At 62.4% G+C, this 19,349-nt stretch carries 13 protein-coding genes; 3 read left to right on the forward strand and 10 right to left on the reverse strand.

Going from position 1 to position 19,349, the window contains the following annotated elements; translation table 11 throughout:
- Positions 1-38: 38 nt before the first annotated feature.
- From P8L30_07095 to P8L30_07105, 3 genes are all read right to left on the reverse strand, one after another.
- On the reverse strand, positions 39-788 hold the full coding sequence (locus P8L30_07095; protein ID MDG2239952.1) for a hypothetical protein: 750 nt from the start codon (positions 786-788) through the stop codon (positions 39-41).
- A 178-nt stretch (positions 789-966) separates the two neighbouring features.
- Positions 967-2,730 (reverse strand): gamma-glutamyltransferase, encoded by a 1,764-nt coding sequence (gene ggt, locus P8L30_07100; GenBank protein MDG2239953.1) that lies wholly within the window; start codon positions 2,728-2,730, stop codon positions 967-969.
- Between the two features lie 198 nt (positions 2,731-2,928).
- Complete coding sequence (locus P8L30_07105) at positions 2,929-3,915, reverse strand: MBL fold metallo-hydrolase (protein MDG2239954.1); 987 nt, start codon at positions 3,913-3,915, stop codon at positions 2,929-2,931.
- A 208-nt stretch (positions 3,916-4,123) separates the two neighbouring features.
- Here P8L30_07105 and P8L30_07110 point away from each other — a divergent pair, with 208 nt between their 5' ends.
- Entirely contained in the window at positions 4,124-5,356 is a 1,233-nt protein-coding gene (locus P8L30_07110) for a serine hydrolase (protein MDG2239955.1), read from the forward strand.
- Between the two features lie 178 nt (positions 5,357-5,534).
- Here P8L30_07110 and P8L30_07115 read toward each other — a convergent pair whose 3' ends face one another.
- Together P8L30_07115 and P8L30_07120 are read right to left on the reverse strand one after the other, a co-directional pair.
- Positions 5,535-8,003: a response regulator gene (locus P8L30_07115; GenBank protein MDG2239956.1), complete on the reverse strand. Its 2,469-nt coding sequence runs from the start codon at positions 8,001-8,003 to the stop codon at positions 5,535-5,537.
- Between the two features lie 291 nt (positions 8,004-8,294).
- Positions 8,295-8,978 (reverse strand): hypothetical protein, encoded by a 684-nt coding sequence (locus P8L30_07120; protein ID MDG2239957.1) that lies wholly within the window; start codon positions 8,976-8,978, stop codon positions 8,295-8,297.
- A 252-nt stretch (positions 8,979-9,230) separates the two neighbouring features.
- On the opposite strand from P8L30_07120, the gene P8L30_07125 reads away from it, so the two are divergent.
- A complete protein-coding gene (locus tag P8L30_07125; GenBank protein MDG2239958.1) occupies positions 9,231-9,368 on the forward strand; it encodes a hypothetical protein in 138 nt (45 codons plus the stop codon).
- 12 nt (positions 9,369-9,380) lie between these two features.
- Here P8L30_07125 and P8L30_07130 read toward each other — a convergent pair whose 3' ends face one another.
- Together P8L30_07130 and P8L30_07135 are read right to left on the reverse strand one after the other, a co-directional pair.
- The gene (locus P8L30_07130; protein ID MDG2239959.1) at positions 9,381-10,844 is read right to left on the reverse strand and encodes a hypothetical protein; all 1,464 of its coding nucleotides are present in this window, start codon (positions 10,842-10,844) and stop codon (positions 9,381-9,383) included.
- Positions 10,841-12,325, reverse strand: a complete 1,485-nt coding sequence (locus P8L30_07135) for a DUF2867 domain-containing protein (protein MDG2239960.1) — start codon at positions 12,323-12,325, stop codon at positions 10,841-10,843. Before P8L30_07135 ends, P8L30_07130 begins: the two co-directional genes overlap by 4 nt.
- A gap of 130 nt (positions 12,326-12,455) precedes the next feature.
- Here P8L30_07135 and P8L30_07140 point away from each other — a divergent pair, with 130 nt between their 5' ends.
- Positions 12,456-15,578 (forward strand): TonB-dependent receptor, encoded by a 3,123-nt coding sequence (locus P8L30_07140; GenBank protein ID MDG2239961.1) that lies wholly within the window; start codon positions 12,456-12,458, stop codon positions 15,576-15,578.
- Here the strand turns inward: P8L30_07140 and P8L30_07145 are convergent.
- The 3 genes from P8L30_07145 to P8L30_07155 all read right to left on the reverse strand — a co-directional run bounded on the left by P8L30_07145 (position 15,562) and on the right by P8L30_07155 (position 19,318).
- Positions 15,562-15,804: a hypothetical protein gene (locus P8L30_07145; GenBank protein MDG2239962.1), complete on the reverse strand. Its 243-nt coding sequence runs from the start codon at positions 15,802-15,804 to the stop codon at positions 15,562-15,564. The two genes, P8L30_07140 and P8L30_07145, sit on opposite strands and share 17 nt — an antisense overlap.
- A gap of 268 nt (positions 15,805-16,072) precedes the next feature.
- Complete coding sequence (locus P8L30_07150) at positions 16,073-17,695, reverse strand: SDR family oxidoreductase (GenBank protein ID MDG2239963.1); 1,623 nt, start codon at positions 17,693-17,695, stop codon at positions 16,073-16,075.
- Positions 17,696-17,740: 45 nt separating this feature from the next.
- Positions 17,741-19,318, reverse strand: coding sequence for a M20/M25/M40 family metallo-hydrolase (locus P8L30_07155; protein MDG2239964.1), 1,578 nt, complete (start codon positions 19,316-19,318; stop codon positions 17,741-17,743).
- Positions 19,319-19,349: the final 31 nt, after the last annotated feature.

Consider the following 19,349-nt stretch of genomic DNA (forward strand, 5'->3'; position numbering starts at 1 on the left):
TCTCTTGAATCTGTTGGGCAGTCCAGTCCTGCGAGCAGTTATTTCGCCAGCGCTTCGTCCACCAGTTCCGACAAGTACTCCCAGTACAGATCGATATAGTTTCGTCCGTCCGGCCCATCCAGCAACCATGGGTTCATGAGCGTGTGCCGGAGAATGAAGATGTGATCCGCCTCGCGGTCGGCGTCCGCCGGCTCCGAGACGAACGTGCTCGGGTCGATGCCCAATTCATGAAGAATGCGGTCGGCTTGCCCACTCGGCAGGTTGTTCTTTTCGAGCGACGTGTAGGACCCAATGAACGTCTTAGCCTGAACGGGCTGGCTCGGGTCGACCTTCATGTTGGCGAATACGTCCCGAGAGAACGTGTTCATCCTTGCCAGGTTTTGGTTGCCGACCGGGTTCAGCGCGAGGCAGACGAGATTGCTGTCCGGTTCGAAGGGCACGACCAGGGTGACTCGGTCCGCGAGCCTTTCGGCCATGATCTGCGCGGAGTCCCAGAAGCGCTCGCCTGCGCGCAGCGTAATCCTGAGCAGTCTGCCCAAGCCTTCCGAGTCGAGCGGGAGCACCTTGTGCGTGACGTGCACCGCGGCAGCCGCAGCTCCGGGCTTCGAGCCTTCAAGGATGTATTGACCAAGGCGGTGGAGCTGCTCTCTCCGTGGCACTTCGTGCTCTCGATCCCCGAGATCGAAGACGTATGCGGCTTCCTGAGCGATGAAGTCGACGACTTCGCGGTCGCGAGCGATGAATGCCCCGGCCGCATAGGGGATGTAGCCCAGTTTGTGCGGATCCACCGTAATCGAATCCGCTTCGCAGACCGCCTCGAAAGCGTCGTAAACGAGCTGCGAAGGGAAGTAGGAGAACTCGTTCAGGAGTTCTTCACGCGGGGCGAAGTCCCCGTTCGGCTTCCGAAAAACGGACGTCAGGTATCCACCCCAGGCGCCGTCTACATGGATTCCGAAGTCGCGTCGATCAGCGTCCTCGCCGCACGCCGAGGCTCAAAGCCCCAGGACGCCGCGGATCCGAATACCCATAGAACACCCCGTCTTCGAACAGGACGGTTTGCAGGCTCCCCATGCCCCCGCTCGGCTGAACGTTGTGGCCGCGTGCCCGCAGCGACTGGATGGCGTCGGGGCTGAATCCGCTCTCGACCTCGAGTCGATCTGGGTACCACTGGTGATGCAGCCGCGGGGACGCCGCAGCGTCTGCGATATTCATGCCGTGCTCCATCACATTGAGGAGGAGCTGCATGTTGGTCGTGATGATTTTGCTCCCGCCTGGACTCCCCGTCAGTAGATGAGGAACTCCGTCCTCGAGGACGATAATCGGGGTCATCGAGCTGACTGGCCGTCGGCCTGCCACGATCTGGTTGTCCTCGCTGCCCATGAGTCCGAACGCATCAGGGATATCCGGGCGCAGCGTGAAGTTGCCCATGTTGTTGTTCATCAAGAATCCTGCGCCGTCAATCACGACTCCGGAGCCGTAGGAGAACATCAACGTGTAGGTGTTCACGACTGCGTTGCCTTGGTCATCCATGACCGAGTAGTGCGTCGTCTCCGGGCTCTCATAAGGAGTGAGGTCACCGGGCAGGATCTCGTCTGAGGGGCGTGCGCGATCCATGTCGATGCCGTCCGCGAGCGCCTTCGCGTAGGCCTTGCTGGTGAGGGCCTCTACCGGCAGGTCGAGGTGGTCGGGGTCGCCCAGGTACTTCGAGCGATCTGCGTAGGCGAGCTTCATCGCCTCGGCCATGATGTGCATGGCGTCTGAGCTGCCGTACCCCATCTCACGAATGGGGAAGTTCTCCATGATGTTGAGCATCTGGACGATGTGCATGCCGCCCGAACTCGGAGCCGACATCGCCGCGATGTCGAAGCCGCGGTACGTGCCGCGCACGGGCTCGCGCTCGACGACTCGATAATCCGCCAGGTCTTTTGCGGTGATGATGCCGTTGTGCTCCTCCATGTCCGCGACGATCCGCTCGGCGATGGAGCCGCGATAGAAGGCATCGGCGCCGCCTGCCTGGAGCTGCTCGAATGTCCAGGCGAGGTCGGGCTGGCGGAGCGTCTCGCCTGACCGGTAGTCGGAGCCGTCGGGCTTGTAGAATGCTGCCGCTGTGGCCGGGTTGTTGGTCAGGCGCGCTTTACTCTGACTGAGGTTCATCGCCAGGTCGTCGGTCACCTCAATGCCGTCACGTGCGAGCCGTAGTGCCGGCTCGATAACCTCGGCCCAGGTCATGGTGCCGTACTCGCGCAGGATGTGATCGAAGCCCGCGATGGTCCCGGGGACACCCGACGACTTGTGGGTGAAGCGGTACTCGGCGTTGTCCACCTCACCGTCTTCGCTGAAGTACATGTTGGAGTGGGCGAGGGCCGGTGCGACCTCGCGGAAGTCGATGGCGACGGTCCGGTCCTTATCTGCGAGGTGCACGACCATGAAGCCGCCGCCTCCCAGGTTGCCTGCGCGCGGGAGTGTTACCGCCAGTGCGAGCCCGACGCCGACCGCTGCATCGATGGCATTGCCGCCTCGCTCGAGGATCTCGACCCCGACCCGTGTGGATACAGCGTTTTGGCTGGAGACCATGCCGTCCCGACCCACCACCGGGTGGTGAATGGCATTGTAGGTGATGATCGGAGCCGACGGCTCGGCCGTGGCGACCTGGCCGAACGTCGATGACGGCCATGCCACAAGCAGAAAGGCGACGTTACTGATGAGGCGGTAGGTAGCCCGGGATCCCATCGAATCTCCATGTTCCAGCAGGTATTTGGTTGCGTACCGCAAGGTGCGTGGGCGCCGACGGCTGGGCCAGGCTAGGGCCGCAGTTGCCGACACCGGTAGCAACCGCCGAGCATCACAGATGCACAGACAGGACATGAAGCTCTCGAGGCTCGATGCGGGGATCTTCCTGATCAGCTTCGCTTTCCTGCTCCGCAGATGCTACCGCACCGACAGCCGGATCGGCTCTAGGTGCCGCGGGATGATCACTCGGGCATCTGGAGCGGCCGCGCGAATTTCGTCGGCGAAGGACGACACCCATTCCTCGCGATATGCCGTCGCGGCACCGTACGGCACGCGGAAGTTGTCAGCATGGGTTGGGATCACCACGCTAGGGTAACCGAGTGCCGCCATGAGCTTGGGCGTGTACTGGTAGATCTCCAGATGGGACGGCGCTGCCCCCACTAGTGCGATGTCCGGGCGGAGCCCTTCAACCTCTCGTTCGATGTAGTTCATCGAGCCCATCGTCATGACCTCGTGGCCACCGATCCGGATGAGGAACATCAGTGAGCCGCCTTCAACGAGCTGGTTGATGCGGAGCGGCCGTGTGGCTCCTCGCTCGACGACTGCTGACTGGTAGTAGCGCTTGTCATTGAGGGGGCTGTGCAGACTCGGGATCGCACGGATCGAGACATCGCCGAAGTCGTAGTCTTCGCCGCCGCGGACGGTGATGAGTTGCTGGGCCGGTATGCCGTAGGCCCGCATGATGTTGATCGTGCTCTCGTGGCCGATCACCACCGCGCCCGTCTTGAGTGCGAGGTAGGGCACGTCCATGACGTGGTCCGGATGGGAGTGCTGAACCAGGATGTAGTCGGCGCGCTCGATGATCTCGTCTATGGCCGCGACGTCACTGAAGAGTGTGTCGTTGCGGCTATAGATGGGCCGGGTGTCACCCGGGTCGGCGCTCGGCTGGCCGCTGTAGTTGGCGCGGGTCAGATAGGGATCGACGAGAACTACGACTGGGTCTGCCGAGCCTTCGCGCGGAGCTGAGATTTCCCAGCCAGCCGCACCCAGGTACCGCATGGTGAGGGTGTCGCCGGATTCAACGTTCTCGGTTTGCCCCGCTTCGGAGGGCTGGCTGGGCGCACACGCGGCCAGTGCAGTTGCGAGTGTGAATACGCATACCGATAGGGTGGTCCTGGGTCGCATTGATGCTCTCTGCGTGTTTGCCCGATGCATGATGGCCATGTCGGGCGTAATCTGGGCGGATACGCGATCGCCTCATCCGCTGAACGAAGGAGGCAAGATCCTATGTCCCTCACCAGCGCGCTAGCGAGGACTCGTCGCCGAGCCCATTGTCGCCGGACATCGGGCTTCGCCGTGGCCCGCCCATCTCTTCCTGTAGAGCATCGATCCCATGCGCCAACGATTGGTCTGGTCCTTACGATTGCTGCCAGTGCTTTTGATTGCCGCTAGCTCTTGTGCCCAAGAGGCCGAGCTTCAACCGAAGAACGATGATGCGCTGTTAGGAGCTCTCGGTGAAGGCATCGACATGGGCCTTCCGGGAATCTCCGCGGCCATCGGGGTAGGGGACGAAGTTGTGTGGACAGGCACTGCGGGCTTCAGCGATGTGCTGGGTGGGGTGCCGGTCACGCCGAGCGACCGCTTTGGCGTTGGGAGCATTACAAAGACGATGGTCGCCAGGGTGATCCTCCAGTTGGTGGACGAAGGCCTCGTCGACTTGGGCCGGACCCCAGCGGATTACTTGGACCTGCCTCTCATCGACAGGACCCCGAACGCGGGTTTGGCGACGCTCCGTAATCTTTTGAACCACCAGAGCGGGATCCCCACCTGGGAATTCCAGGAAGACTGGATTCGGAAGGGCAGGGGTGACGAGATGGAACTCGGGTACGTCTGGGGGAAGACCGAGACGCTGGAGTACTCGACGGATGACCTCTTGCCGCCGACCAATGCACCCGGTGAGCGCTACTCGTACTCGAATACGAACTACACGATTCTCGGGCTCATCATCGAAGCCGTGACCGGGAACGATGCGTCTGCGGAGATCCGGACACGGGTCCTCGAACCGTTGGGGATGGAGAACACCTTCCTGGAGTCTTTCGAGGAGATCCCGGGCGGGTATGTGAACCACTACCACTACGCGACTGAGACCTTCCAAGAAGTGGCTGGCGTGCATGCGGGCTTTCCTGAGATTCGACCTGAAATCGTCGAGTCGACGGCGGGCAATCTATCTCCGGAATGGACCGCAGGGGGCATCGTCTCCTCCGCGAGCGACCTTGTGCGCTGGGCGCGGGCCATTCGCGACGGGGAACTCGTGAGTCCTCAGATGAACGAAGAGGTGTTCACCTACTATCCACCTGAAGACGAAGCCGGACGGCGGTCTCGCTACCTGCAAGGGATCTCGTGGAGCCCGGGCTTTTATGAAGACTTCGCAGCCTTCGGCCACTCGGGGGGGACGTTGGGCTTCACGGCCTACATGTATTGGGTGGAAGACACCGACATTATTCTGGTGATGCTGACGAACGTGGGTGGCATGCATTCGGCGATGTCGCCGAACCCGGTGGGTGAATTCTTCCGGCGGACGTGGCTGCCGGCGGTCATGGTGTATTTGGACAACGTCACGCCGTAGTCTCCTATGTGCTTTGCGGCTCTTGAGTTTAGATGGGTTGGATTGGGGTCGGCGGGAACTCGGCCGAGTCACCAGGAGGCCCCCGATGGAAGGTTCGATCAAAGGAAGTTGGCCCGGCGGCCCTAGGCGCGAAGGCGAGCCAGGGTGATCGCCCGCGACATGGACGCCGCTGGGGGGCCTACTGGAGTTCCGTGTCCGCCGATGGGTTGATCGGGTCCGCGAGAGAAAGCAAGTGGTCCGCTCCAGTCCTCTCACAGATTGTGCCGAACGCCTCTACTACGGCCGGGTCGAACTGGCGGCCGGCGCAGCGTTTGATTTCTCTGACCGCCTCACTTGGAGAGAACGCTTCCTTGTAGGGCCTCGCATGCGAAAGCACGTCGAACACGTCCGCCACCGAGACGAGGCGCGCTTCGATTGGGATGTTCTCTCCAGACAGAGCATGCGGGTAGCCCGCGCCATCCCAACGTTCATGATGCGCCACCGCGATATTGCTCGCGACCGTCAGGACCTCGTGTCGACTCCCTCCCAGGATTTGCTCCCCGATCAAGGTGTGTCGCTTGATCGTGTTGAATTCTTCGTCGGAGAGGTCACCTGGTTTCATCAGGATCGCGTCCGGCACCCCGATCTTTCCGATGTCGTGGAGAGGGCCTGTTCGCCGGATGAGGTCGATATCTTTGGGTTTCATCCCCATTTCCGCCGCGATGCGCGAGGCCATAAGGCCCACCCGGAGCGCATGACGGCCGGTGATGTCATCCCGGTATTCTGCGGCGCGAGCCAGGCGGTGGAGCAATTCGGTTCTCGTGTCCGCCAGGTCTGCGATTCGGTCACGCACGAGGTGTTCGAGCTTTTCACCTCGACCGCTGAGTTGGCGGGTGAGCCTGCGAGTCGCTAGGAGGTTGCGCACCCGTGCCCTGGCTTCCACAACGTCGAACGGCTTCGCCAAGAAATCCATCGCTCCCGCCGCAAGGGCCGCCCGCCGTCTGTCTACGTCCGAGCTTCCAGTCAGCACGAGGATCGGGAAGTACTCTCTCGGCTTGAGCACCTCACGGAGTCGTTCCAGTACTTGGAATCCGTCCATGTGCGGCATGTCGATATCGAGGATCATGAGGTCTACCGCCTGCTCCCGAAGCACTTGGAAGACCTTCCTCGGGTCGGTCAAGCCGATCGGAGCCGCATAGCCGGCTTTCTTAAAGAGACGGACGAGAGCTCGCACGACTAGCGGGTCGTCGTCCAGAACGAGGATGCGAGCGTCCAGGACGTCACCAGAGTCCCATCGTTCGGATTCGTGTTCCGAAGCACCCTCCACTTCGATGGCCGACTGAGGCACATTCAGCCCCTCGTTCGGATCGGGTTGCAAGAGACCCTCCACCGCTTTGATCAGTTCATCCACCTCCATCGGTTTGGTCAGGAAGGCGCTCCGTGCCCCGGGAGTCCCACCCCAATAAACCTCCTCCTGGGCGTATCCCGATATGTAGAGCACCGGCAAGCCAGGGATTACTCGAGTCGCGAGGTCGACGAGGGTGAACCCGCTCATCTCAGGCATCACGATATCCGTCACGATCAAGTCCAGACTTGTGCCGCCAGTGATGATCTTAACCGCTTGTTTTGGGGACTCAGCGCTCAGTACAGAGCACCCCGCTCTCGTGAGTATGCGGCTCGTGGCACGTAGCGTCGCAGCATCGTCGTCTACCAGTAGAACTGTCACATCCGAAAGCGCCTTCGGCTGGACCTGCGGCAGCTCTTCTGCCGGGGCCAACTGCGCAACCGATCGGTTGCCTGCGCACACCTGATTCCGACCCCCTTCCTTGGCCACGTAGAGTTCCCGATCCGCCGCCGCGACCAATACGTCTGGCGAACCCATGCCTTCCTCGACCACGGCGACGCCCGCGCTCAGGGTGACGTCCCCCCATCCGAAGTGCAGTTCGGCGAATAGCTCGCGGACCTCATCCGCGAAAGCCACCGCCCGATCCAGTGGACAGTCGGGCAGGAGCGATATGAATTCCTCCCCGCCGAATCGAGCTGAGAGGTCCGTGGAGCGCGTGCGTTTTGACAGGATCCCAGCGAACGCTTGGAGTACACGATCACCCTCGGCATGCCCATGCACGTCGTTGACATGCTTGAAGTGATCGAGGTCGAAGATCACGACCGCAAGTCCACGCCCACGTAGCGTCGCGCCCCAATTCGCGTTCAAGATCAGCGACGCGTGTCGTCGATTGGGGAGTCCGGTCAGTTGGTCGGTGAAGGCAGCCTCCTCGGCATCCTCCCGAGCACGCAGGAGAAGCTCCCCCATCGTGCCGGCACCCAGCGTGACCGTAAGCAGGCCAGCAACGACTCCGAAGACTAATGCTCCGCTGGGGGCAGGCAGGTCCAGCAAACTGAGCTCGACCTCTACAAGCGCTAGCGTGGCCATGCCGCCGGCGAGTGCCACGGACGCTCCGTGCCACCCCTTGTAGTAGGCGAGGAGAAAGGCTGGGAGAATGGGGGGTAGCCAGACCAACAGAGCCCCTTCCGACTCGATCCAGTCGGGAGCGAGCAGGATCGCGCCTATCGGAATAAGTAGGACGCCGACGGCGAGCAGGAGCGCTCGCCCAGGTACGGTCCGAATCTTTGTACTGGATGTGGAGCCTATTATTGGCGCACCGCTCACTTAGCCAGTTCCGATAGCCGAACGCTCAGGCAAGAGGAGGCCCTTCACCCGCGCGCGGCCCACCCGCCCCACTGATTCCACCTGTGTTTCGTCATCGTCGACAACGACGACTCGCAAGTCTTCAGGGGTGACGCTCCGGAGAAGATGAGTTGCGAGATCCTGGATCCTGGGCGGCCAGAGGCATTTTCCTCTTCAGTTTGCGACACGAATCTCACGAGGCACGATACCGAAGGATTTCGGCGGTCGCCAGTTGCCGACCGTTGCTCCTCCCGTTTCGGGGCGGATGAATCGCTATGTGTGGTTATCCTGCCCCAAGCTCGGCGACGGATCGTGGGACACTCCAAAGAGCTTGAGGCTCGCCTGCATTGTCGGACCCATGAGCACGGCGAAGATCACCGTCCCTAGCCCGATCGAGCCACCTAGAAAGAACGCGATCACCAGCACCGTGGCCTCGATGCTGTTACGCGTGACCCGGAGGCTCCGTTTCACCTTTTGAGCCAGCCCCATCGCGAGGCCGTCGCGAGGCCCCGCGCCCATGCGCGCGCCGATGTAGGTCGCGGTCGCGAGGCCCATCACCAGGACTCCACTGACAAACTGTACGCTTCCCCATAGGTAGCCGGATTGCGTCGGGAACCAAGTGACCTCTCGAAGCAGGTCTACCCATGGGCCGATTACGAGCATGTTTAAGACGGTCGCGACTCCGGGCTTCACTGACAGGACGAATGCGCTGAAGAGGATCAGCAGGAGGCCGACACCTTGGGCTATCCTCCCGAAGCTCAGCCCTGACTTCTCGCTCAGCGCGTCGTGCAGCGACGACCATGGATCGAGTCCGATATTCGCCTCGAGCATCAGGGATACGGCGAGTCCGAACAGGAACAGGCCAAGCTGGAGACGGGCCATGTGGCTCCAGAACATCCAAGAGCGGTAGTGGTCCCAGCGCGAGGTGCCGGGCAGCCGACCTTCGTCCTTCTTCACAGATAGATTCCCTTCGTCGCTGGATCGCCATTGGTGGCCCCAAGATGGCATGGTGGCGCAAGCAGGGTGGGACCCTTCATGCGGCAGCCCAACATCGTCTGGCCAGCGCCCTCCCGACACCCCGAACTGCATCCGTTGCCTCACCTCCCGCGTCCTCCCACCTCGGGCTCATCAGGAGATTTCCGCTGTGCGTACTTCTGTGATCCGTGTCGTCCTGGCCATAGGCCTCGTTGTGGATCCAACGAGTCTTCGATGGCTCTGCTCAAGCGCTACATGATGACCGGAGGGGTGTTGCTGGCCGCCGAAGCGGCGTGGTGGGGGCTCTTTGCCGGTGGCATCTTCCAACGTGAGACCTGGCTTCCGGGAGCGATGCGGTACCTCGGGAGGTAGATGCCGGTAAGGTCAGCATTCACTCCATCGCTCCAAATATGCGTCCACGGACACCTTCCGCCGCGTCGACTTTGACGTCATCGACCGGACCTTTCCGAAGATGGGTCGCTCTGGCCATCCGCGGTCGAATCGTCCCATGGTCCAGAAGATGCCGCTGTAAGAGTTAGGGTCGCGTCCGTCGATGGCGTATCGATTGTTGAGTTCGACCATGACGTCGAGTGCTTCGCGTGGGTGCTCAGTCCACTCCAGGATCTTCTTTCCCCACAGCATGCGCAGGTAGTTGTGGATGCGGCCGGCCTGGACGAGTTGTCTTTGGGCGGCGTTCCACAGCTCGTCGTGCGTCTCTGCGTTGGTGAACTGCTCCAGCGAGTAGGTGTGGTCCCGTGGGTCCGACACGTGATCCTCCAGCGTGCCCCGCGCCCACTCCGGGAGCGTTTCGTAGCGCGCGTAGTCGGGCGCATGAGTGCAGTACCCATAGCCGAGCTCGCGCCACGTGATTAGTTGGTCCAGGAAGGCTTCGGCCGACTCGCTCATGCCCCACCAGCCCTTGCGGCGACCGTCCGCCTTTTCGGATAGCCGAAGCGGTGTCCAGCCCTCGGCTTGCGTGACCGTGCTGAAGATTTCGTGCGCTGAGATGTGTCCGTAATGTAGCCAGGTCGACAGCCCGCTTGGGGCGTCGAGGTCGGGATGGTTTCGCTCGTCCACATAGCGTGGGAGCCGGCCACGTACGAAGTCCAGCATCTCGGACCGCGCAGCTGTCGCTCCACCTTTCCACTCGGTGACCCCGACGGAGTGATCGATGGGAAGGGTGTCGACGAAGCCTCTCGAGGCGAGGTCCGTCTCCCTCGTGGGATCCCATCGCACCGTGACGGAGTCGGGGAGCGCATCGAGCCTCGGAATCTGCAGTCCACTCAAGCTGTCTGCAGCCGGCATGTCTCCGAGGTGTGTAGGCAGCTCTGTGTGGAGAAAGCGGCGGAAGTGGTAGGCGGCTGTGAAAACGCGGTCGGTAGCCCGCAGTGGCAGGAGACCACAACTGTCCACGGCCTCCACGCGCACACCCTTGAGCCGTGCCGCAGCTTCGAGCAGTCGAGGTGTCCCGAATACCGGGGAGTCGTCTGTGATGACGGCGCAGGCGGAGTCTGCCAGAGTCGAGAGGAGACCGGAACCCGCTCCCGGCTTCGACTCGACGTAGGGGAAGTAGCAGACGGCCTTGGACGCGAGGACTCGCTCGTGCTCGAGCATGCCGTCGAGGATCGCCTGGTGGTGTCGATCGGATGCCCACCGGTACCCCGCGGAAATGGCCTCGAAGATCACGAGCGGCTTCTGCAGCGTCTCGGCGAGCTGTGCGGCATGGTCTAGGGCGTAGTTCCGTTCCAGGCGTCGGGTGGCCGTCATCCAATACAGGACGTATTGGCCATCCGCGCGCGTTGGCGCCGCGGTCAGCGCTCGCACCCTAATGGGTGGGACCGGACTCACGACGACCCCCCGAGGGGGCTGAGGGCGTCTTTTGCGATCGCGCTCACCAGGTCACTGAAGATCCGGGCATGAAACGGATAGATGCCGTACCAATACAGCCACCCGAAAAATCCCGTCGGCGCAAAGAATGCGGTTTGCACCAGGCGCGTCTGGTTCCCTTCTGGAATCGCTTCGAACTGGAGCCATGCCTGGCCTGGGACCTTCATTTCGGCTCGCAGTCGCAGCAGTGACGTGGGCTGATATTCCTCGACGCGCCAGAAATCCAGGGCCTCCCCCGGGTAGAGCACGAGGGGGTCACGGCGGCCGCGCCGGAGTCCAGGGCCGCCAATCATCTGGTCGATGATCCCTCTAGCCGTCCAAGCCCAGTTCCAGACCCGCCAGCCCCGCGCGCCACCCAGGCTGGAGAATGCCGTGAAGACGTCGGCGGCTGGGGCGTCCACGAGCTTGGTCCTGACCTCTGTGACGACGCCTTCCTTGTCTTCCAGGAGAACACCCGGGTGGTTCGGTCCGCCGGAGACGCTCCAGCGAGTTGCGACCTTGCCGGTCCGCGTCCGCTCGAGCGCACGTGACACAGCCTCCCGGTATGGGATGGGGACGATGTCCGGGAACAGCTCCCGAGCCCGGCGCGTGTCCGCTACTCCGGGCTGAACCACGCCCTGAATCAGCGGGACAGCGAGACAGTTGGGAATCGGGGTGACGAGACCGACCCAGAGCGCTGCCAGGGAAGGAGCGAGCACGGGGACCGGGATTATGATGCGAGGCAAGCCCCGGACCGCAGCGTACCGCTCCATCATCTCCTTGAACGTGAGGCGGTCCGACCCGATGTCTGTGATGCCGATGGAGTCCACGCGCCCGACTGCCGCCACCAGATAGGCGAGCGCGTCGCGAATGCCGATCGGCTGCACCTCATTCAGGATCCACTTCGGCGCGACCATCACAGGGAGCCGTTCCGTCAGGTAGCGCACCATGTCGAACGATGCTGAGCCGTCCCCGATGATGGGGCCCGCTCGGAATTCTGTAACGGGTAGCCCTGCGTGGAGAATCGACACGATCTCGGCGCGGCTCTGCACATGCTCGGCGGTCGTGCCTCCCATGTCGTTCCCGGGAAGAAGTCCACCTAAGTAGATGACCTGGTCGACACCTTGAGCTGCCGCGACGAAGTTCTCGGCAGCCCGGCGATCTTGCGCGGCAAAGTCATCGCCCGAGCACATGGAGTGTACGAGGTAGTAGGCGACCGACACTCCGTCCAAAGCGTGCCGGACAGACATGAGGTCCATCAGATCGGCTTGTACGATTTCGACCTGAGCTGCCCAGGTGCGAGCCCGCGCGCACTTCGCGTCCCGGGCCATGACCCGAACCTTGTGTCCTGCTTCCAGCAAATCCTCGACGAGCCGGCCGCCTACGTATCCCGTGGCACCCGTCACCAGAATGAGCCCGGGCGGCGGGGGCGTGGCTTCCGTTACTGGACTGGGCTGCTCCATCGTCGATCGTTTGTAGAAGGAATGTGTGCCTACAGGGTTGTAGGATGGCACATTGTTGTGATTTGTCCAACTATTGTTAGACTATTGTATCACAAGTTTTGTGCTTCCCCAATCTCACACAGAGTCTTCGATGGCTGACACGGCGTTCTCGCCTCCTCGGGAGGACACCAGGGCAGGCGAGAGCGGGCGCGGGGCGGAAGGAGACCTCGTCCGCCAAATCGCCGGTGTGTTGACGTTCGCTTTCGTGATGTGGCTCAACGGACTCGCGGGGGCGGGAACGCTCAGCGGTGAATCGATCGGGGTAATCGCGAATCGCTACCCCTCGGCGTTCCTTCCAGCGGACTACGTCTTCGGGATCTGGGGCCTGATCTACCTGGCGCTGCTTGGCTTCACAATTTACCAGGCGCTTCCCGCTCAGCGCACCAATCCGGTTTTGCGCCGCCTCGGGTGGTGGTGGCCAGTCAACGGTCTGCTGAACGTAACTTGGATCGTGACGTTCTCGTTCAGCCACTTCGGGGCCGCTATGGTCATCATGCTCGCCTTGTTGGGCTCGCTCATCGTCATGCACCTCCGCATAGGGATCGAGGACGAGCTCGGGGTGATGGACCGCGTTCTCGTGGCGCTCCCGTTCGCGCTCTACCTCTCTTGGATCTCGGTCGCAGTCATTGCGAACACCTTCCAGTACGTGACGTATCTCGGCTGGAATATCCTTGGGCTCGGCGGCCCGTCGTGGTCCGTGATCATGATGATCATCGCGACCGTGCTCGGATCTTTCCTGGCGTGGCGTCGGCGGACGTGGGTGGCGCCCCTCGTAGTAGCCTGGGCGCTCGTTGGGATCGCGGTGCGGTTTGACGAGGTCCCGGTCATCGCGGTGACAGGGTGGGTGACGGCCTTGGCCGGGTTGGCGCTTCTGGCCGCCTCGCGGGCTGGAACCGGCTTGGGTCGCGGCGCCGTGGTCGTCTCCGTTTTCCTGGTTCTGTCGTTCGGGGACGCAGCGGCACAGGAGGCCTCACTGCGGGGTCGGGTGATGGACGCGGCGGACATGCGGCCGGTGCCGGGGGCGTTGGTCACCGTCGTGGAAACCGGCGCGCAGGTGCTCACCGGCGACGATGGCCGCTTTGTCGTGCGCGCTCTACCTCCAGGGCTCGTCTCAGTCGTGGTGGAGATGATCGGGTACGCGAGTGCTCGGCGAGCCGAGATCGTGCTGCAGTCGAGTCGTTCGACGTATGTCGAGTTCCAACTCGAACGGCAGGCGATACAGCTCGAGGGGATCGTCGTCGGTGCTCCGGCGTTCAGCGTCCCCAATGCCGCGCCCACGTCTGTCCAGCTCTTGTCCAACGAAGAACTGCGCAGGACGCCGGGTGGGTTCATGGACATCTCGCGGACGTTACTCTCGTTGCCCGGTGTTCTCGGGGGTGTCGACAACCGGAATGACCTCCTGGTCCGAGGCGGAGGCCCAGGTGAGAACGCTTACTACCTGGATGGCATCCGCATTCCGCAGATCAACCACTTCGCGACACAGGGCGCTTCCGGTGGCGCACTAGGGCTGGTCAACGTCGACTTCATCCGCGAGACCGAGTTCTTCAGCGGTGCATTTCCGGTTCGTTATGGAGACGCTCTGAGCTCGGTGCTGAGCATCGAGAATCGGCCGGGCAGCCCGGACGCCGTCAAAGGGGACTTCACGCTCGGTGCTACTGAAGCCGCATTGACGCTGGACGGCCCCCTAGGCTCCAACGGCAATTGGCTGTTCAGTGTTCGGCGGTCGTACCTGCAGTACTTGTTCGCTGCGATCGGACTCCCCATCAGGCCTGACTACTGGGACGCTCAGTTCCGGCTGGAGTACGAGCCGACTGCAGTCGACCGCTTTCTGGTCGTCGGGATCGGCGCGGTCGACAACTTCGGGATCGTTGCTCCCACGGCGGGAGACGAGTTCGACAACTTCGAGATCTTCGAGCGGGTCATCGATAATGACCAGCGGAGTTATACGGTCGGGGCAAGTTGGCGCCGGCTGATCTCGGGCGGGTTTGTCACGACCACGCTGAGTCGCTCGACGAGCGACTATACGTTCAGCGATCCAGGGTCTGATGGCATCCCTATCTTGACCAACGAGAGCCTCGAAATTGACAGGAGATTCTCGACCCGTGCTGGTCTCGCCTTGGGCGACAAAGTCACGTTCGAGGGCGGCGTGGATCTGATGCGCACCTCCCTGGACGTGGGTCTTTTTCAGCGGGCTGTGCCCGGCGGTTCCTTGCCGGCCGACCTCGCATGGGACGGACAGAACGCCCTTTGGAAGCTCGCAGGTTATGCCCAGTTGACTGGGGATGTGGGTGCGAGGACGACGTTGAGTGCCGGTGTTCGAGCGGACGAGGTTACGGCGCTCCAAAACGGGTTCGCTGTTTCACCCAGGGCCTCCGCAAAGGTGAGTCTGAGCAGCGACGTATCTGTGCAGGTGGCCGCTGGCGTATTCCACCAGTCGCCGAGCCTGTTGGCGCTCTCCGTCGAGGAAGGTGGTCGGCCGGTGAATCTGGGCCTGCGGCAGCAACGCAATGTCCAAGTCGCGGGCGGTCTATCGTGGGTCGCGAACCCGGGTCTTCGTATCACTGCGGAAGGTTTCTACAAGGATTACGACCGAGTGCCGCTCCTTCGCGACGACTCGCGGGTCGCGCTGTCCAACCTGGGCGGCGACTACGGCTTCGTCGGAGCAGAGCCGCTCACGGACGACGGCACAGGCCGCGCCCGGGGCTTGGAGCTCTTTGTTCAGCAGAAGCTCTTGGAGAGTGTCTACTTCTTGGGTGCGTACACGCTGTCGTGGAGTGAGTTCGCCGGCGGGGACGGGGTCCTTCGACCGTCTGCCTGGGACCGACGGCACGCAATGGATCTGACCCATGGCTTCCGGCCCAATGAGTCTTGGGAGTTTGGCGCGAAGCTAAGGTGGCTGTCCGGGCTCGCGACTACACCTTGGGACCTGGCTGCGTCTGAGGCCTCCTACGCCCTCACGGGTCGGGGCGTGCCGGATTGGGACAGGATTGGAAATATCCGGACACCGGTGTATCTCAGACTCGACCTACGTGCAGAGAGGCGGGTCAGCTACACCGGGTGGAACGCGGTCTTCTATCTCGATTTGCAGAATGTGCTGAATCGGAGGAACGCGGTCGGATTCGCCTATACCGAGAGCCCCGAATATCCCAACCGGATCAGGCCGATTGATGGTGCTGGATTCCTGCCGACGTTCGGGTTCAGTATCGAGTTTTAGGACGGGCTAGGAGGCTCGCCTGCATTGTCGGGCCCATGAGCACGGCGAAGATCACCGTCCCTAGCCCGATCGAGCCACCTAGAAAGAACGCGATCACCAGCACCGTGGCCTCGATGCTGTTACGCGTGACCCGTAGGCTTCGTTTCACCTTTTGAGCCAGCCCCATCGCGAGGCCGTCGCGAGGCCCATCACCAGGACTCCACCGACAAACTGTACGCTTCCCCATAGGTAGCCGGATTGCGTCGGGAACCAAGTGACCTCTCGAAGCAGGTCTACCCATGGGCCGATTACGAGCATGTCTAAGACGGTCGCGACTCCGGGCTTCACTGTCCTGGCCAAAGGCCTCGTTGTGGCAGTGCTCCGGTGAGTCGTTTCCGGCGAGGGCTCGCTGGGCCTCCCAAGCTAGAGAGCTTGAGCGGCATCATGATGGGAGCAGCTATGTCGATGTAAGACGCGGATCCGGTACGGTCGCTGCCGGAGGAGTCAGAGAGGGGCTACCAGTCCGTCGGTACGTAGTCCTTTAGGAACTGGCCCCACATGTGCTCGCCCGTGTTCACTCCATTGATGATCGGGTCCACGATGCGTGCTGCTCCATCCACGATGTCGAGTGGCGGGTGGAAGCGATGCATCTCGGTCTTCATGGCTGCGATCGATTCCGGATCCTCGTCCGTCACCCAGCCCGTATCGACGGCGTTCATATGGATGCCGTCGTTGTGATAATCGGTGGCTGACGTGCGCGTCATCATGTTCAGCGCGGCCTTTGCCATGTTCGTGTGCGGGTGGCGGGTCGTCTTCGCGTTTCGGTAGAACTGACCCTCTACTGCCGAGACGTTCACGATGTGTTTGTCTCGATCGTCGGTGCGCATCATGAGTGGCTTGAGGCGCGCATTGAGGACAAAGGGTGCGACGGCGTTCACGAGCTGGACTTCCAGGAGTTCGACCGTGGGCACGTCGGCGAGGAGCATGCGCCACGAATTGGTCTCACGTAGATCGATCTGCTGGAGGTCTTGGTCCAAGCGGCCAATGGGGAAGAGCGCCTTCTGGGCTTCGGTCTCCTCCGGGAGGAGCGGGAGCTGGGACAACGCAGCGGCGTGCGTGAGTCCCGGGGCCGCAGCGTCGGCCGGAGCCACCGTGCCCACATCTGCTGCGGGAGCCTTCCCGTCGGGCAGCAAGTCGTATCCGCGAAGTCCCTCGTAGTCACCGAGCAGCTTCTGTACGTGCTGGGGGAAGGCATCGAGGGCGGCTGCTTCGTCCTCCATCATATGCGCGTAGAAGTCGGGCGGACGGCGCACGGTCTGGCACGCGTTGCTGATGATGATGTCCAGTCGGTCGCGAGTCCGAAGTAGCTCCGCACAGAATGCCTCGACGCTAGGCGTGTGTCTGAGGTCGAGTCCGTAAATCTGGAGTCGGTCACCCCATTCGGCGAAGTCTTCCTCTTGGGCGTATCGGGCTGCCGCGTCCCGCGGAAAACGGGTCGTCACGATCAGGCTGGCCCCGCAGCGCAGGAGTTTGATGCCCGCCTGGTAGCCGATCTTCACGCGACCACCCGTGAGGAGTGCGACCTTGCCAGTCAGGTCCGCGAGTTCCCCCCGCTTCCGATAGTTCAATTCGGCGCATGGCGCGCAGAGCTGGTCGTAGAAGTGGTGCACATCAGTGAAGTGCTTCTTGCAGACGTAGCAGTGCTGGGTCTCGAGGCCCTCTGTGTATTCGGCCCCGGCGGATTCGTCGGAGGCTTCGTGTGCGGTTGCCGCTACCTCGCCGGCCAACGTGGGGGCGAAGACGTTTGGCGTCGTGAAGGTCGGTTTCCGACGGAGTGTGCGGATGCCGGTGCGGTTCAGCAGTTCCTCGCCACGGCGCTTCGCTTCGGCTTTGCGCTGCTTGGAGAGTTCTCGCGTGAGTTGGCGCCGCCGTGTCTCGTCTGGGTGCCACACCTTCCCGGCCGCGTGTACGAGGCGCCGTTGGGCGTTCTTGTCGACCTGCGCGAGAAGAGAACGGTCCTCACCGATCTGTTCCAGGAGGTCAGCCGCTGCCCGGATCTTGTCGGCGAGAGGGCCCTCGGTGGCCGAATCGTCCCCGGAGTCGTTCTGGGGCTCCTCGGGTTCGTCTTGTTTCAACATGGCAAGAAACTAAAGCCGGCCTGCCATGGGCCAATGGATGGGCGACTAGTTCCCTGCGGCTTTCCTCGGTAGCACCTCGTCCGCCATCGCCGCTTGATATACAAACACGGCCATGATCACGGCGTTCTTCTTGAGATCGTCGAGTGGGATCGTATCGAAGAAATCGAGATTCGTATGACCGCCTGTACCGCCCACGCGGGCCTGCAAGAATTGGAAGGCGGGTAGGCCGGCGGCGTCGAAGGGGACGTGGTCCGTGCTGCCCACGCCCTGCGGAGAGATGGTCGTCATGCCCATGTCACGCAGGGGCTCCATCCACGCTGAGAACGGTGTGCGCACGTGCTCGTTTCCTTGGAGCCAGATGCCGCGGTACTGACCCGGGCCATAGTCCTGGTTGAAGTACGCCGAGAATCTCTCGTAAGCGTCTGTCGTGCCCACTGACGGATCACTGGGATCCCCGAAGTGGTCGCGCACATACGCTCTGGAACCCCACAGCCCTTGCTCCTCCCCAGACCAAAGGGCGATCCGAATCGTGCGGCGCGGACGCGCACCGACCGCTTCCAGAATGCGCATCGCCTCGAGCATGACGGCGACACCCGAGGTGTTGTCTGAGGCGTTCGGACTCCCGTGCCAGGTGTCGAAGTGCGCGCCAAGCATGACGACTTCGTCAGCCTTGTCCGTCCCCGCGATTTCTCCGATCGCGTTGTGGGCCTCAGTCACCGCGTCGCCGTGGCGATTTCGCACCTCGACTTCCACCTCGACCGTGAGGCCCCGAGCTACGACTCGGTATATGCGGTTGTAGTGCTCGGGGGTCACCGCGACCACCGGCACCGAACCCAATGTCTCGGCCCGCGCCCACTGGTCCACTTTGGCTCCGGGTCTAGCGAAGCCCCGCACCGCACCAGGCCAGCCGCTGTTGGACTCCAGGACGACGGCCACACCCTCCTCCACGTAGAAGGCCAGCTTTTCTGCAGCGGTCAGTACCTCGGGATTGGAGGGAGCACCGGGATAGAGCTGTGAGAAATACGGGTCAGCACCGCGGATAGGTACGATGACGTCTTCTTCCAGCGCGCGAAGTTCTTCATCGGTCCGGCGGGGCGTGCCCGTGGCGAACCGCGTAAGGTCGATGGTCGGGGGCGGAGAAGAGAGGACCGCACGACCACGCAGCTTTCCTCGGTACTGTGCGAGGTCCGCGCGGGAACGGATCCCGCCCATGACGACCTCGAGGCGCTGCTTCCCATCCGTCCCCGGCGTGTGAGCGATCGGGTATGCGACCAAGGGTGAGTAGTCCGGCTCAATCATGTGAACCGAGACGTACTCGTTGTCCCAGCTCACGCCGTAGTCCATGAACGGCTCGAGATGCGTGTTCATCAGACCGATACGGTCCATTTCCGTCAGGACCCAGGACTGCGCGCGCCGCATATCGTCCGAATTCGTAAGCCGAGCCCCGAGCACATCGGTCATATACGAGAACGTGTTCGGGAGTTGAGACCGTTGGAGGCCCTCTTCTCGAATCTTGGCGATCATTTCGAGATCGGGCGCCCAACTGGCGTCTTGGGCGGTGGTCGGAGAGCCGATCGTCATGACGGCCAAGGCCAACAACCCAGACTTCGATACGCGTCGCATATGGAGATCCTCAGAACTGCGGAACGGGTGG

It is taken from the genome of Longimicrobiales bacterium (assembly GCA_029245345.1).
In the GTDB taxonomy this organism is placed as follows: domain Bacteria; phylum Gemmatimonadota; class Gemmatimonadetes; order Longimicrobiales; family Gaopeijiaceae; genus CALFPJ01.